We start from the raw sequence: 15,339 nt of genomic DNA, 5'->3' as shown, positions 1-15,339 counted from the left end.
GGTCCAGACCGCTCTGCGGACACACATGCCTACTGCCTACTGCCTCCCCTACAACTTATCCCCCTCCACCCCCGTATCTCTCCCATGAACCTTATCTACGCCGCCCTTGCCTTCCTTATGGCGCTTGTCTTCGGCTTTGTCGGCGTCACCCGCGTTGGCTCATGGCTGATCGAGCGCCGCAATCCGCCGATCGGCGAGTTCGCCGACATCGACGGCGCCCGCATCCACTATGTCCATGTTCCGGCACCCGCCAATGCCGAGCTGCCGCCGATCGTCTTCATCCACGGCGCCAGCGCCAATCTCAGGGACCAGATGCTGCCGCTGCGTCCCTTGCTCGAAGGTCGCGCCGAAATGCTGTTCTTCGACCGGCCAGGCCACGGCTGGTCGGGTCGCGGCGCTGACAACGAGAACCCGTCGGCGCAGGCCAACACCATTGCCGCACTGATGGACCATCTCGGCATCATGAAGGCTGTCATCGTCGGCCATTCCTTCGGCGGCGTGGTGACATCGGCCTTTGGCCGCGAGCATCCAGACAAGACACTTGGACTGGTCTTCCTCGCACCGGCGACCCACCCATGGCCGGGCGGCGCAACCGCCTGGTACTACGATCTGACCACCATGCCGGTGCTCGGCTGGCTGTTTTCCGAGACGCTGACCTATCCGGCGGGAACCCTGCAGATGGCCGACGCCACCACCTGCGTCTTCTCGCCCAACAAGGTGCCGGACAATTATCTCAGAATGGCCTCTATCCCGCTGGTGCTGCGACCAACAGCCTTTCGGGCCAACGCCACCGATGTCGCCGGGCTATATCGCTATGCCCTCGGCGCCGCACCGCGCTACAACGAGGTCATGGCGCCAACCGTGGTCATTTCAGGCGATCGCGACAAGGTGGTCTATGCTCATATCCATTCAGTCGGTCTGGCGCGCGACATTGCCGGTGCCGAACTCGTCTGGGTGCGCAATCTCGGTCACAAGCCAGACTGGATCGCGCCCGACCTGACCGTCGGCGCCATCGAGAAGGTCGCCGGCAAGAGTATAGACCTGCAGGCGATGGCCAGGACCGTGGAGGCGCGCATCGCCGGCGACGCCTACGGCGCCGGCAGATGCGCCGACATCAAGGTACCGCAGGCAGAACTCGCGCCGACCTGAAGCGGGCCGCCTGAATCCGTTCAGAGGCGACACGCTTTAGGAATCTAGCGGCTGACTTGTGTGTCCGACCCGATATAGGCGATGCGCAGCATGTTGGTCGAACCCGGTGTCCGCAGCGGTACGCCCGCGGTGATGATGACGCGGTCGCCCGGCTTGCCGAAGCCTTCGTCGAAGGCGATACGGCAGGCGCGATTGACCATGTCGTCGAGGTCGACGGCGTCGGGTGAGACGACGCAATGCGTGCCCCACAAAAGCGACAGCCGCCGCGCCGTGTTGAGGATCGGCGACAGCGCGATGATCGGCACTTGCGGCCGCTCGCGGGCGGCGCGCAGGCCTGTGGTGCCTGATGCGGTGTAGGTGATGATCGCCGACAGCTTCAGCGTTTCGGCGATCTCGCGCGCGGCCAGCGAAATGGCGTCGGCGCCGGTCGCCTCGGGCTCGGAGCGCTGGGCGTTGATGATGCCGGCATAGGTTGGATCGGTTTCGACCTTGGTGGCGATACGGTTCATCATTGCCACGGCCTCGACGGGATAGGCACCCGCCGCCGATTCCGCCGACAGCATGATGGCATCGGCGCCTTCGAAGACGGCGATCGAAACATCGGACACCTCGGCGCGAGTCGGCACCGGCGCCGTGATCATCGATTCCAGCATCTGCGTTGCAACCACCACCGGCTTGCCGGCGCGGCGTGCGGCGCGCGTGATCTGCTTCTGGATGCCGGGCACCGCCTCGAGCGGCATCTCGACGCCGAGATCGCCGCGGGCGACCATCAGCGCGTCGGACAGTTCGATGATTTCGGCCAGCCGGGCGACGGCCTGCGGCTTCTCGATCTTGGCCATGATCAGCGCCCGGCCGCGTGCGATCTTGCGCGCTTCGGCCAGATCCTCCGGCCGTTGCACGAAGGACAGCGCCACCCAGTCGACGCCCGTGGCCAGCACGGCATCGAGATCCTTGCGGTCCTTCTCGGTCAGCGCGCCGACCGGCAGGTCGGTGTCGGGCAGGCTGACGCCCTTCTTGTCGGAAATCGTGGTGCCGGCGACGACGGTGCAGATGATCGACTTGCCGTCGCTCTTCACCGCCTTCAGCTCGAGCTTGCCATCGTCGATCAGCAGGCGATGGCCGGCTTCGACCGAGCTCAGGATTTCCGGATGCGGCAGATAGACCCTGGTCGAGGTGCCGGGCTCGGGATTGTCATCAAGGGTGAAGGTCTGGCCTTGCGTCAGCACTTCCTTGCCGTTGGCGAACTTGCCGACGCGCAGCTTTGGCCCTTGCAGATCGGCGAGGATGCCGATCGGCCGGCCGACCGCTTCCTCGACAGCGCGGATGCGTCCGACCAGCGTGCGCATCAGTTCATGGTCGGTATGGCTCATATTGATGCGGAACACATCGGCGCCCGCCTCGAACAGTTTCTTCAGCATCTCCTCCGAGGAGGAGGCCGGACCGATGGTGGCTAGGATCTTGACCTTGCGGCTACGTCTCATTGACTGTTTGTTCCCGGGGCGGCTGGAGCGCCTCCCGTTGTGGACTCATCGGTCAGCTGGACCATCCAGCTTGCCTGTTCGCCCGTGTCATATTCCTGGAATCCGGCGCGCTGGAAGCCCCGGGCGACGCAGTCGGTTACGCCTGCGATCTTGAACTCTTTTTCAGCCACGCACATGTTGATCGGGCCGTCCCAGCGTCCACCGCGTTCGGCGTCTTCTGCATAAAGATAGTAAAACCTTGATGACAGCGGCCCTTCGATCAGCGTCTTGCAACTCGATCCCTCGATGTGCCACCAGCCTTCGGTGATCCAGCCAGCCTTGGCGCGATAGCCGATGCCAACGCCGACCAGGTTCTGCGTGGCGTTGCAGACGCGGAAATCGGCACGCGCCGGCGAAGCCACGACCATGGCCGACAGGCCGATGGCAAGAGTGAGGAGCGGCATGGCAAAGGCAGAGCGCATGCGCTGCCCGCCGGCGGAACTCATCCGAAAACCCCTCAAAAACCACATCAGCATCTCTCTGCGCCCCTTTTCGGAAAAGTCCGGGCGCATGTCAACGCACCGTTTTGTCCAATTCCAATCGATTTAGAAAGGCTCCGGCGCACAATTCGCCGACTTGTGCCAGATTTCCCGGGAAACCTTGGCCAAACAACGGCATTGCGCAAGCGTCGTCTTCGTGGAATGACGATAGCACCCTCCCCGGAAGCCAGCGAACAGACCATTTCCCGCCAATGACCCGATCCACAGTTTTCGCGCCTTTCGACATCATCGAGGGCGACCGCAAGCGAGGCATCGTGCTGTTGGGCGATCATGCCCGTCGCGACCTGCCCGACGACTACGGCAGCCTCGGCCTGCCCTCGGCCGAGTTCGACCGCCACATCGCCTATGACATCGGCGTCGAGGCGGTGACGCGCGAACTGGCTGCCCTGCTCGGCGTGCCGGCGGTGCTCGCCAATTTTTCGCGGCTGCTGATCGATCCCAATCGCGGCGAAGACGACCCGACGCTCATTCGCCAGCTTTATGACGGCACTGTCGTACCTGGGAATTACCCCATCGCTGCCGATGAGCGCGAGAGGCGGCTCGACGGGTTCTACCGGCCCTATCACGACGCCGTCGGCGCCATGATCGCCTCGGTCGCACAGGCTTCCGCCCGGGCGCCCTTCATTTTCTCGGTACATTCCTTCACCCCTGCCATGCAGGGAATCCGGCGTCCTTGGCACGTCGGCATCCTGTGGGACCTCGACGATCGTGTGGCGCGGCCGTTGATAGACATGCTGGCGCAGGACAAGAACCTCGTCGTCGGCGACAACGAACCCTATGACGGCGCGCTGCGCGGCGACACCATGTACAAGCACGCCATCGTCAACGGCTTCGCCCATGCGCTGATCGAGATCCGACAGGATCTGATATCCGACCAGAAGGGCGCGCTCGCCTGGGCCGAACGGCTGGCGCCGATCGTTGACGCCATCGACCGCCGTCCCGATATACATGTGGTGAAGATGTTCGGCTCGCGCACCGGGCCGCTATGACGGAGGTTTCGATGACCGAACTCAGCGACGAGCAGCAACGCGATTTCGAGGCGGCCGCCTTCCGCCGGCTGGTCGAGCATCTGCGCGAGCGCAACGATGTGCAGAACATCGACCTGATGAATCTCGCCGGCTTCTGCCGCAACTGCCTGTCGAACTGGTATCGCGAGGCGGCCAATGCCGAGGGCGTCGACCTCACCAAGGATCAGTCGCGCGAGATCGTCTACGGCATGCCTTATGCGCAATGGCAGGCGCTCAACCAGACCGATACCTCCGACGCCAAGAAGGCCGAATTCGAGGCAAGGCGCCCCAAGGACCATTAAAGCCGCCTCCGCGATCGCTCGAGGCTATGGCCCAAAAATGCTTCCCGAAAGAGCCTTGACTGAAAATTGAATCGATCTAATTTGCCGCGCGAAGCCATTTTCAGCGGGATTCGCCTCATGAACGCGTCAACTGCCAAGCTGACTGCCATTCGCGGACGATGGGCGCTCGCGGCCATTTTCCTCGCCAACGGCTTCCTGACCGGCAGCTGGGCGCCGCAGATTCCGGTGTTCCTGACCCGGCTGGAGATTTCGAAGTTCACGCTCGGCCTGCTGATTCTCTTATTCGGGCTCGGTGCCGTCGTCGCGATGACCTGGTGTGGCCATTTGATCTCCAGACATGGTTCGCGCACCGTGCTGCGCTGGTTCGCCCTGTGCGGCAGCCTCGGTCTCATGGTCGTGGCGCTGGCGCCCAACGTACCGCTGGCGGCCGCGGCCATGATTATCTTCGGCGGCTCGATCGGTGGCATGGACGTTGCCATGAATGCCAATGCCGTGGTGCTCGAACGGCGGCTCTCCCGCGCCGTCATGTCGTCCTCGCACGGCTTCTGGAGCCTCGGCGGTTTCGCCGGCGGCGGCCTTGGCGGCTTTGCCATCCAGCACTACGGCCACCTCGCCCACGCGGCGGCGGTAACGGCGTTTGCCTTCGCGGTGATCGCGGTGGCCGTTCGCCATCTCCTCACCGAAGACAGACCGCAGGCGGCCGAGCACCACAAATTCGCACTGCCGGCAAACCCGCTGGTTTATCTGATCGGACTGATGGCGCTGCTGGCGATGATCTCCGAAGGCGCGGTGCTCGACTGGGCAGCCCTGTATCTGCGCCAGGAGCTCGGAGCCGATCTCGCCGTTGCCGGCCTCGCCTACGCCGGATTTTCGGGCGTCATGGCGGTTACGCGATTCTTCGGCGACGGCATACGCAATCGCTTCGGCGCGGTGACGACGCTGCGCGTGTCAGCCCTCGTAGCCGCGGTCGGCATGCTGGTGGCTGGCCTAGCCCCCTCGCCCTGGCTCGCCATTGCAGCCTTTGCCTTTTGCGGCTTCGGCATCGCCAATATGGTGCCGATCATCTTTTCGGCTGGCGGCAACCAGGAAGGCATGTCTTCTGGCACCGGCATGAGCGTGGTCACCACTATCGGATACTGCGGCATACTGGTGGCGCCATCGGCGATCGGCTTCGTTGCCGAGCATTCCAGCTTCGGCCCGATCTTCATCACCATGTCGGGACTGCTGATCATCGTGTTGCTGATGGCCGGGCTCGCTCACCGCGCCGAATTCGCGCCGGCACCCGCCGAATAGCGTTTCAGCTCCTCGTGGAGGAAATCCACCACGCGGCGGATGCGCACGCTGGTACGCACGTCGCGATGCATCGCCAGCCACACCGGCAGAACTGGCAGCGGCAGGTCAGGCAGCACCTTCTCTATCAAAGGATCCCTTTCGGCCAGCGGCTCCTGGCCGAGGCCAATGCCGTTTCCCGCCCGCACCGCTTCCCACAAAACGATCTGGTTGTCGGCCCTGAAGCGGAAGCTGCTCCGGGTGACGGGGATGCCATGCTGGGTAAAGCCCCTGATGATCTCGTCGCCGCGGTCGAAGCCGACCAGATCGTGGTCGACAAGATCGGCAGGCTTCAGCGGACGGCCGCGCCTGTCGAGATAGGATTTGGCCGCGCAGGCACAGAGCTCGATGTCGCAGACCTTGCGTGCCATCAGCTCGTTCTGCGCCGGCTTGACCATGCGGATGGCGATGTCGGCATCTCGACGCAGCAGGTTCTCGACCTGGTTGGAAGCAACGATCTCGACCTCGATACCGGGCTCCTCGATTCCCAGCCGCATCGTCATCTCAGGCAGGACATAGGCCGCCACCACCTCGCTGGCGGCGATGCGCACCGTGCCTTCGATGGCCTCGACCGAACCCAGCGCCAGGAGTGAGAAGGCGCTTGCCTGCTCGCTGACCGCCTTGCCGCGTTCGAACAGCGTGCTGCCGGCCTCCGTCAGTTCGTAGCCGTGCCGTCCTCGACGGAACAGCGTGACGCCGAGCGCCTGTTCCAACTCGCCGATGTGACGGCCAAGCGTTGGCTGGCTGGCCGAAAGCTTTCGCGCGGCGGCCGACAGGCTGCCGGCTTCCGCCACGGTGACAAAGCTCTTGATCAGGTTCCAGTCGATTTCAGTCATTCATTTATGAATATCAAAACGCCATCCGTAGTCAATTTCCATTCGCATTCGGAGCGACCATATTCCGGCTGCAGGCACCCACACGGACTGCAAACACCAACCAGGAGAACTCAGATGACCAAGATCGCTCTCACCATCGCCGCCATCCTCATTTCCGTCAGCGCCGCCTTTGCCGGCAGCGACAAGTTTGGGTCGAACGACGCCAGCCAGCCGGCTGTCACCGGCACCGACAACACGACCACCGCTTCGATCCACAACCCGGATGCGGCCGTCCGGCAGCCGGTCACGCAAGGCAGCAATCGCGACCTCTTCGGCAGCCGCTGATCCCGCCTGCCGACCGACCACGCAAATCCCAACCCAGGAGTGCTTCCAATGACCAAGATCGCAATTCTCGGTGCCAGTGGCCGGCTCGGCCGCGTGGTCGCCAAGGCCTTCATCGACGCGGGCTACGAGGTCCGCGCCGTCACCCGCAACGGCAAACTGCCAACGGAACTTGAAGGCGCTACGGCCGTTGCCGGTGATGCGCTCGACCGGGAAGCGCTGATCCGCGCCACGGAAGGTGTCGACATCATCTTCAACGGCCTCAACCCGATCTACACCGAATGGGTCAAGTGCCTGCCGATCGCCGAGAATGTCATGGCCGCTTGCCATGCCAACAGCGCCCTGCATCTCTTTCCCGGGACCGTATACAATTACGGATCGCCGATGCCGGAGGTGATCACTGAAGACACACCCTTCCGCCCGACGACCGAGAAGGGGCGCATCCGCGTGGCCATGGAGAACCTGTTTCACCGCGAGGCCGAAGCGCGCCGCGTCCGCACCATAATTTTGCGGGCCGGCGACTTCTTCGGCGGCACCGGCAGCGGCTCTTGGTTCGACCTGGTCGTCGCCGCCAAGATCAACAAGGGTATCTATACGGCGCCCGGCCCGGTCGACCTCGTGCATGAATGGGCCTACCTGCCGGATCTGGCCAGGGCTTTCGTCGGACTGGCTCAGAACCTGGACAAGCTCGGCGCCTATGAAGCCTTCAATTTTCCGGGCCATCCCGTCACCGACCTGGAGATCAAGGCAGCCGCGGAGAAGGCGCTTGGACGCCCGCTCAAGATGACCTCGATGGCCTGGTGGGTGCTGCGCGCCGGCAGCCCGTTCGTAGCGATGTGGCGTGAGATCGTGTCGATGTCCTATCTGCGCTTCGAACCGCACCGCCTGGCGTCGGCAAGGTTGGAAGGCGTCATCGGTGCGATCCCGCACACGCCGCTGGATCAAGCCGTCACCGAAGCTCTCAGGGATATCGGCATTGCCACCGCGACCGGCGTTGCGAAAGCTGCCTGACGTCCGCGATGACGGGCGCCGCTCCTCCGCACACTGGAGAATCTCCCGACGAGAGGGCGCCTCAGAGCCGTCCCATCAACAGCAACACCATGAGCACCACCAGCACCACGCCGACAATACCCGACGGCCCATAGCCCCAGGAGCGCGAATGTGGCCAAGCCGGCACCGCGCCGATGAGGATAAGGATCAGAACGATGATGACGATGGTGGTGATCGGCATGAGAACCCCGCAGTTCGACGTTTCGCCCAAGAACAATGCAAAAGGCCGCCCGGTTGTTCCGGGCGGCCTTTTGCGGTCAAATCGGCATTGGTCTATTCGGCGGCTTTCGGAAAGGCGATATCCGGCTCGGCTCCGGCATCCTGTCCCGGCGCGTCGGTCGACGAGATCTCGCCCTTGCCACGCCGGAACAGCCGGCTGAACCAGCCGCGCCGTGCGCCCGGCTTGACCTTGGCGCGGGTGAACACCATCAGCATCGACGGCGTCACCACCAGCGTCAGCACCGTGGCGAAGGAGAGGCCAAAGACGATCGCCGAGGACAGCGAAATCCACCATTGCGTCGACGGCGCGTTGATCGTCGTCTCGTGATGGAAGATTTCCAGCCCGAGGCCGAAGGCGATCGGCAGCACGCCGAGAATGGCCGACACAGCCGTCAGCACGACCGGGCGGGCACGCTCACGGCAGGTCTGCAGCACCGCTTCGACCTTGTCCCAGCCTTCTTCACGCAGCCTGTCATAGGTGTCGATCAGCACGATGTTGTTGTTCACCACCACGCCGGCCAGAGCGATGACGCCGATGCCCGACATGACGATGCCGAACGTCTCGCCTGTGATCAGCAGCCCGAGGAACACGCCGATCGTCGCCATGACCACGCAGGACAGCACCAGCCAGACGCTGGTGAACTTGTTGAACTGTGCCAAAAGCACCAGGAAGATCAGGAAGATCGCCGCCCCAAAGGCCTTGCTGAGGAAGGCGCTGGCTTCGGCACTGTCCTCGTTGGAGCCGGCCAGCTTCCAGCGGATGCCGCTGCCGAGATCCATGTCGGAGACGGCCTTGGTGACCTGCTCCTGCACAGCCGCGACCTGGGCGCCGGCGGCGACGTTGGCCTGGACGACCACCGTACGCGCGCCGTCGATGCGGTTGAGGATGCCGACCGTCGGCTCGGGCTTGCGCACGACGAAGTTTGAGATCGGCACCGAGCCTTGTGAGGTCTGCACCCTGAGTTCGTCGAGCGTCGACAGCGTGCGCCGGTCCTCCGGAAGGCGCAGCCTGATGTCGACGGCGTCGTCGGCGCCGGCAGGCCGGTACTCCGAGAGCTTCAGCCCGTTGGTCACCAGTTGCACCACCGTGCCGACCGAGGTTGGGCTGATGCCGTACTGCGCCGCCTTGGCACGATCGACCTCGAGCGCCCAGTCGACACCGGGCGGCGGCAGGCCGTCGGAAATATCGATGACGCCGGGCACCTTGCCGATGCGCGCCGCGACCGCACGGGCCTTATCGTCGAGCCCCTTGGGGTCTACGGCCGAAAGCCTGATCTGGATTGGCTTGCCGGTCGGCGGACCGGCTTCCGGCACGCGCACCTCGACATCGACGCCGGGAATGCCGGCCATGACGCCACGCAGATCGTCCAGGATGTGGTTCGCCGACTTGCGCTCGCGCCAGTCGATGAATTCGTACTGGATGACGCCGACGACGTCTTCGGGAACATCCTGGCCGCCGCCTTGCGTCTTGCCGACGCGGGTGTAGACCGACTTCACACCCGGCCAGCCGAGCAGCCTGTCTTCCGCGATCTTGGTCGCGGTATCCATTTCGGCCAGCGAAAGATTGCCGCGCGCATGCACGTAGAGCAGGCCGTAATCCGGCTCGACATTCGGGAAGAACTCGACGCCGGCGCCGTATTTCGAATAGGCAAAGCCGACGCCGAACAAGAGCGCGACGGTCAGCACCAGCACGGTGATGGGGAAGCGCACCGCCTGCTTGACGATCGCCATGTACCAGCCATCGCGATTATCGTCCTCATGATGCGGCGGCGCCTTGGCGAAGATCGCACCCAGCGTCGGCGCGAAGACAAGCGCATAGAGCATCGAGGCCGACAGCGTGACGATCAGCGTGATCGGCATGTACTTCATGAAGTCGCCGATGATGCCCGGCCAGAACAGCAGCGGCGAAAACGCGGCGATGCGCGTCATCGTCGCGGCGATGACCGGACCGGCCATGCGCTTGGCGGCGAGCGCGAAGGCTTCCTCCTTGGGCATGCCTTCGCTCATCCGCCGTTCGGCGAACTCGGTCACGATGATGGCGTCGTCGACCAGCATGCCGACGGCGAGGATCAGGCTGAACAGCACGATCATGTTGATCGTGTAGCCCATCATCGCCAGCAGCAGGATGCCGATCAGGAAGGACGACGGAATCGCAAGCCCGATGAGCAGCGAGGCACGGCCGGACAGCGCGTAGAGGATGACGATGAACACCAGGATGACGGCGATCATCACATGGTTCTGCAGGTCGCCGAGCAGCTGGTTGACGAAGACAGACTTGTCCTGCGTGTAGGTAACGTTCATGCCCTCGGGCATGGACTTGACGAACTCGTCGGACACCGTCCGCACCTTGGCGATGGTGTCGATCAGGTTGGAGCCGATGCGCTTCTTGACTTCGATGGCGATGGCCGGCTTGCCGTTGAGACGGGTCACCGTCTCGGCATCCTTGAAGGTCGAACGGATCGTCGCGATGTCCTTGGCCTGCACTACGGCATTGGGGCCGGCGACCACCGGCAGTGCGGCGACATCCTCCGGCGTTTCGATCAGCGACGGCACCTTGACGGCGTATTTGCCCTCCGAGCCTTCGATGTTGCCGGCGGCGACCAGGCTGTTGGAGTTGCCGACCGCACCGATCAACTGATCGAGTTGCAGCCCATAGGAAGACAGCTTCATCGGATCGATGACGACCTCGACGAGATCGTCGCGCGCACCCTGCAGCGAGCCTTCGAGAACGCCGGGAACCTCCTCGATGCGATCGCGCAGTTCGCGCGCGGCGGCGGTCAGCACGCGTTCGGGCAGATTTCCCGAGAGCGTGACAACGAGCACGGGAAATTCGGAAATGTTGACTTCGGTGACGACGGGTTCTTCCGCCGCCTGCGGCAGGTCGGCCTTGGCGTCCTGCACCTTGCTGCGCGTGTCCTGCAGCGCGGTGGCCAGATTGGTCTGCGGCTGGAACTCGACCAGCACGTAGCCGCCGCCCTGGAAGGCGGCCGAACGCATCTCCTTGAGGCCCTTCAGGCTTTTCAGCTTGCTTTCCATCGGCCGCAGCAGAAGCCGCTCCGAATCCTCGGGCGAAATGCCCTGATAGATCAGGCTGACATACATCATCGGAATCGGAACGTCGGGCTCCGCTTCCTTCGGCGTCGACTGGTATGCGACCGCGCCGGCGAGGATGAGGAACACCAGCACCGAGATGGTCAGGCGGGCATTGTTGATTGCGAGTCTGACGATATCCATGGCTAACGCCTGTTTCTTGAATCTTCAGGGGCTGCGTCGCAGCCGATTTTCCCCCACCCAGGGCGAGCGCGTCGCGACCTGCGCTACGCTACTGGGTGCCGGCGGTCGCCTCGCCGATCAGCTTCTTGATGGTCGCCTGGTCGGCCTCGACCGGGTTGACCGGATCGCCTTCCTTCACCAGTTCCTGGCCGGCGACGATGATGCGGGCGTCGGCCGGTATGCCGCCGAGGACGAGGCCGGTTGGCGTGTCGTCGACGAGGTCGATGGGGAAGAACGCCACCTTGTTGTCCTTGCCCACGGCACGGATGCCGAGGTCGCCCTTGTCGCCGAGCGTCACAACCGAGCGCGGCAGCAGCACCGCGTCGGTCGGCTGTGCGTTGAGCGCGATTTCCGCCGTCATGCCGGCCGGCACGGAGCCGTCGGCATTGGGGATGGCAACCTCGACGCGGAAGGTGCGGGTCGCCGACGAGGCGTCGCGGCTGATGTAGCGCACGGTGCCTTCGACGGTCTGGCCGCTGACCAGCCGTATGGTGGCCTTGTCGCCGAGCTTGAGATAGCCGAGATCGCGCTCGCTGACTTCGCCGCGGGCAATCACCGGATCGAGCTTGAGGATGGTCGCCACCTCGCCGCCTTGCATGATGGAACTGCCAAGTTCCACCGGCACCCGGTCGATGACGCCGTCGAAAGGCGCCTTCACCTCGTTGCGGTCGAGTTCGGCCTGTGCCGTTTCAAGCAGCGACTGCGCCGAGGTCAGGTTCGAGCGCGCGGTGTCGAGCTGCAGCTTCGGCAGATTGCCTGATTTCATCAGCCGCAAGGCTGCGTCCAGTTCGGCCTGGCGCTGCACCACCAATTGCTTGGCGTTGTCGACCATCGAGATCTTTTCTTCCGCCGCAAGCATCAGCACCAGATCCCCGGTCTTGACGTGATCGCCTTGCTTGACAGGCAGCTTGTCGATGACACCGGCGACGCGCGTCGCCAGCACCGCCCGCTTGTCGGCTTCGGTCAGCCCGGAAATGCGGATGGCGCGCGCATAGGTCTTGCGTGGCGGCGTCACCACCGCGACGGTGCGCAGCGGTGCCTTCGGCTCGGCTTCCACCGTCTTCGGCTTGCTCGCGTCCGGCGCCTTGGCCTGTTCGGCTTCGGCTGCCTTGGCTTTGTTGGCGGCTACGCTGCCGACCGACGAAAACTCGCCTGTCGCCATCCACGCCGCGAAACCAATGAGCACAACAACGGCTGCAAGCTTGTGAAACCTGATTCTCATCGTCGTTTTTTCCACTGCGGGTTCGGCCAGCGTCCTCATAACGCGGGCGCGTCGCCGATATGGGTGCGCGCCGGGCCGTGTTCAATTTGCCGTGATCGGCGAAGCGCGCTTCTACATCAAAGCCGCACCGCAATATAGTCCGAAAGTTACAAGATCATTGCGCTACCGGGCAAGATGCGCCCGCCGCCGCCCAGTTTTCGATCGCTTGATAGGTCGCTTCGGCAGAGCCCGGAGCCAGCTCACGACCCGGCCCCGGCGCCCAGCCCCAGGCGACCAATCTGTCGTCGCGAACATGCAGCGCGATGTCCTTCAAGCTACGGTTGCCATTGCGCAGGGGATCCCTGATCTGGGCGCAGATTTCGGCAGAGGACTTGCCGAACCAAGCCATCTCGGATGGCGCCAGATGCCAGTTCTCGGCTCCGGGTGGTCCATGCAATGCCTTGGAATTGCTGGCGAAATGGCAAGTCGTGCAGCGCAGGCCGGGATTGCCGAAGCCCGACCCGTCAGCACCGCGCTGGACATTGAAGGCGTGAACGCGCGTACCGCCATAGTGCGCACCCGACCATCGCGGCCGCTCGTCCGCGACATGACAGTCGGCGCAGCGCGGATGCGAGAACACCGCATAAACCTTGTCCCATTCGGACAGGGCTTTTGCTGTGTCGACCGCCGCAGACGCTGGCGTCTGGCTCTCTTGCGCGATCGCGAACGGCACTGCGAGGACGAGCATGGCAGCAGGCGTCAGCATGATGAGGAGCCTCTTCATGCGAAGGCCACCGTTTTCGACAGCGGCAGCGTGCGGATGCGCTTGCCGGTGAGCGCGAAGATGGCGTTGGCGAGCGCCGGCGCCGCCGGCGGCGTGCCGATCTCGCCGACGCCGCCCATCTTGTGGAAGTTCTCCAGGATGGCCACTTCGAAGACCGGGCACTCAAAGATCCGCATGGCATCGAAATCGTGGAAGTTCGACTGTTCGACCATGCCGTCGGCGAAGGTGATTTCCTGGCCCATCGCCGCCGAAAGACCGTAGATGGCGGCCGAAATCAGTTGCGCCTCGATGATGCCGGGGTCAAGCGCGGTGCCGACATCGGCGGCGATCCACACCTTCTCTATACGGATGCCGGCCGGCGTGTCCGCCACCTGGACGATCTCGCCGACCCAGCTGCCGAAGGACAGCGTGAAGGCCATGCCCCTGGCCTTGCCGGCGGGCAGCGCCTCGCCCCATTTCGCCATCGCGGCAACTTTCTCCACCACCTTCACCGCCGAGGGATAGGCGGCCATCAGCCTCTTGCGCATCTCGACCGGATCGATTTTTCCGGCAACGGCGATCTCGTCCATGAAGCCCTCGTGGAAGAAGCCATTGACCGAACTGCCGACCGAGCGCCAGGAGCCGACGGGGATAGAGACCGGCGCCGCGACACCGCTGACCCGGTAATTCGGGATGGTGTAGGGTTGGTCATAGGCGCCATCGACAATGGTCTTGTCGGGACCAAGCGGCGATATCGAGGGAAACAGCCGGCGCAATGTGCCGGCAATCACTGACGGCGAGGCCATCTTCATGTCGAGCGCGACCGGCATGCCATCGTCGCCGAGCCGCGCGTGGAACTTGCCTATTGCGGCCGGTCGGTAGGCGTCGTGGCGCATGTCTTCTTCACGCGTCCAGGTCACCTTGATCGGACGTCCGCCCGTCTCCTTGGCCATCAGCGCGGCGCACAGCGCGTAATCCGTCTCGACGCGCCGGCCGAAACCGCCGCCCATGAACGTGGTGTGCACGTTGATCTTGTCCTGGTCGATGCCGACCGCGTTGGCGCAAAGCTGCCGCACCAAGGTCGGCGCCTGGTTGCCGCACCAGATGTCGAGCGCACCGTCCCTGAACTGTGCCGTTGCGTTCATCGGCTCCATCGTCGCATGCGCCAGATAGGGCACGGCATACTCTGCCTCGACGATCCTTTCGCGCGGCGCGTCGGCAAAGGCGGTATCGACATCGCCATTGTCGCGCATCACCGACCCCTTGGTGGCAAGCGCCTGCTTCAGCACATCTGAAATGGCGGCGCTGCTGAGCGGGTATTCGGGATCGGACCACTGGGCGTCGATCGCCTCGGCCGCCTTGAACGCCGCCCATGTGTTGTCGGCGATGATGCCGAAGCCATGGCCGTAATTCGTCTCGAGCGGCACGATCTTGATCACCCCGGAAATTTTCTCGGCTTTGGAGAGGTCCGCCTTGACCGGCTTCGACCAGAAGCGCGGGCTCATCTTGACCGTGCCGTAGACCATCTCCGGCAGCCGGACATCGATGCCGAAGATCGGCGCTCCAGTGATCTTGGCCAGGATATCGATGCGCTTTTGCGGCTTTCCCAGCAGCTTCCAGTCGGCCCGGTCCTTGAGCCTGACTTCGGCCGGCGGCGCCATCGCGGCGGCAGCCGCGGCGACCGCACCATAGGTCAGCGACTTGCCGGACGCCTTGTGCAGAATCGAACCGTCAGCCGTTTCCAGATCGGCGACGGCGACACCCAGTTTTTGCGCTGCAGCCGCGATCAGCATCTGCCGGGCGGCGGCACCCGCTTGCCGCATCTTGTCAAAACCGTCGCGTGTCGAAGCCGAACCGCCGGTGCCCTGC

The 15,339-nt window shown here is 64.0% G+C and carries 14 protein-coding genes; 6 read left to right on the top strand and 8 right to left on the bottom strand.

What is annotated here, in order from left to right:
* Positions 1–84: 84 nt before the first annotated feature.
* A complete protein-coding gene (locus EN943_RS25920; RefSeq protein ID WP_127415174.1) occupies positions 85–1,149 on the top strand; it encodes an alpha/beta hydrolase in 1,065 nt (354 codons plus the stop codon).
* 44 nt (positions 1,150–1,193) lie between these two features.
* On the opposite strand, the gene pyk is transcribed toward EN943_RS25920, so the two are convergent.
* Positions 1,194–2,630: a pyruvate kinase gene (pyk, locus tag EN943_RS25915; protein WP_127415173.1), complete on the bottom strand. Its 1,437-nt coding sequence runs from the start codon at positions 2,628–2,630 to the stop codon at positions 1,194–1,196.
* Entirely contained in the window at positions 2,627–3,115 is a 489-nt protein-coding gene (locus tag EN943_RS25910; protein ID WP_127260459.1) for a DUF1036 domain-containing protein, read from the bottom strand. The genes pyk and EN943_RS25910 overlap by 4 nt, the downstream gene beginning before the upstream one ends.
* Positions 3,116–3,360: 245 nt before the next feature.
* Here EN943_RS25910 and EN943_RS25905 point away from each other — a divergent pair, with 245 nt between their 5' ends.
* The 3 genes from EN943_RS25905 to EN943_RS25895 all read left to right on the top strand — a co-directional run bounded on the left by EN943_RS25905 (position 3,361) and on the right by EN943_RS25895 (position 5,771).
* A complete protein-coding gene (locus tag EN943_RS25905) occupies positions 3,361–4,158 on the top strand; it encodes an N-formylglutamate amidohydrolase (protein ID WP_127415172.1) in 798 nt (265 codons plus the stop codon).
* 11 nt (positions 4,159–4,169) lie between these two features.
* On the top strand, positions 4,170–4,478 hold the full coding sequence (locus EN943_RS25900) for a DUF1244 domain-containing protein (RefSeq protein ID WP_127415171.1): 309 nt from the start codon (positions 4,170–4,172) through the stop codon (positions 4,476–4,478).
* A 117-nt stretch (positions 4,479–4,595) separates the two neighbouring features.
* Entirely contained in the window at positions 4,596–5,771 is a 1,176-nt protein-coding gene (locus EN943_RS25895; RefSeq protein ID WP_127415170.1) for an MFS transporter, read from the top strand.
* Here the strand turns inward: EN943_RS25895 and EN943_RS25890 are convergent.
* Positions 5,735–6,643, bottom strand: a complete 909-nt coding sequence (locus EN943_RS25890) for a LysR family transcriptional regulator (protein ID WP_127415169.1) — start codon at positions 6,641–6,643, stop codon at positions 5,735–5,737. The two genes, EN943_RS25895 and EN943_RS25890, sit on opposite strands and share 37 nt — an antisense overlap.
* 114 nt (positions 6,644–6,757) lie before the next feature.
* Between EN943_RS25890 and EN943_RS25885 the strand changes: the two genes are divergently transcribed.
* Both EN943_RS25885 and EN943_RS25880 read left to right on the top strand, forming a co-directional pair.
* A complete protein-coding gene (locus tag EN943_RS25885; RefSeq protein WP_127415168.1) occupies positions 6,758–6,967 on the top strand; it encodes a DUF680 domain-containing protein in 210 nt (69 codons plus the stop codon).
* 48 nt (positions 6,968–7,015) lie between these two features.
* Positions 7,016–7,975 carry an SDR family oxidoreductase gene (locus tag EN943_RS25880; protein WP_127415167.1) on the top strand — a complete coding sequence of 320 codons (960 nt, stop codon included), beginning with the start codon at positions 7,016–7,018 and terminating at the stop codon, positions 7,973–7,975.
* 61 nt (positions 7,976–8,036) lie between these two features.
* Here the strand turns inward: EN943_RS25880 and EN943_RS25875 are convergent, their stop codons facing one another.
* From EN943_RS25875 to EN943_RS25855, 5 genes are all read right to left on the bottom strand, one after another.
* The gene (locus EN943_RS25875; RefSeq protein WP_032900802.1) at positions 8,037–8,195 is read right to left on the bottom strand and encodes a DUF3309 family protein; all 159 of its coding nucleotides are present in this window, start codon (positions 8,193–8,195) and stop codon (positions 8,037–8,039) included.
* 92 nt (positions 8,196–8,287) lie between these two features.
* Positions 8,288–11,467: an efflux RND transporter permease subunit gene (locus tag EN943_RS25870; protein WP_127415166.1), complete on the bottom strand. Its 3,180-nt coding sequence runs from the start codon at positions 11,465–11,467 to the stop codon at positions 8,288–8,290.
* Positions 11,468–11,555: 88 nt separating this feature from the next.
* Positions 11,556–12,728 (bottom strand): efflux RND transporter periplasmic adaptor subunit, encoded by a 1,173-nt coding sequence (locus EN943_RS25865; RefSeq protein ID WP_127415165.1) that lies wholly within the window; start codon positions 12,726–12,728, stop codon positions 11,556–11,558.
* 154 nt (positions 12,729–12,882) lie between these two features.
* On the bottom strand, positions 12,883–13,491 hold the full coding sequence (locus EN943_RS25860) for a hypothetical protein (RefSeq protein WP_127415164.1): 609 nt from the start codon (positions 13,489–13,491) through the stop codon (positions 12,883–12,885).
* On the bottom strand, positions 13,488–15,339 hold a 1,852-nt coding region (locus EN943_RS25855; protein ID WP_164778369.1), incomplete at its 5' end, for a molybdopterin cofactor-binding domain-containing protein. The genes EN943_RS25855 and EN943_RS25860, both read right to left, overlap by 4 nt.

The organism is Mesorhizobium sp. M7A.F.Ca.US.006.01.1.1 (assembly GCF_003997935.1).
GTDB lineage: Bacteria > Pseudomonadota > Alphaproteobacteria > Rhizobiales > Rhizobiaceae > Mesorhizobium.
This window is presented reverse-complemented; position numbering and strand designations above follow the sequence as displayed.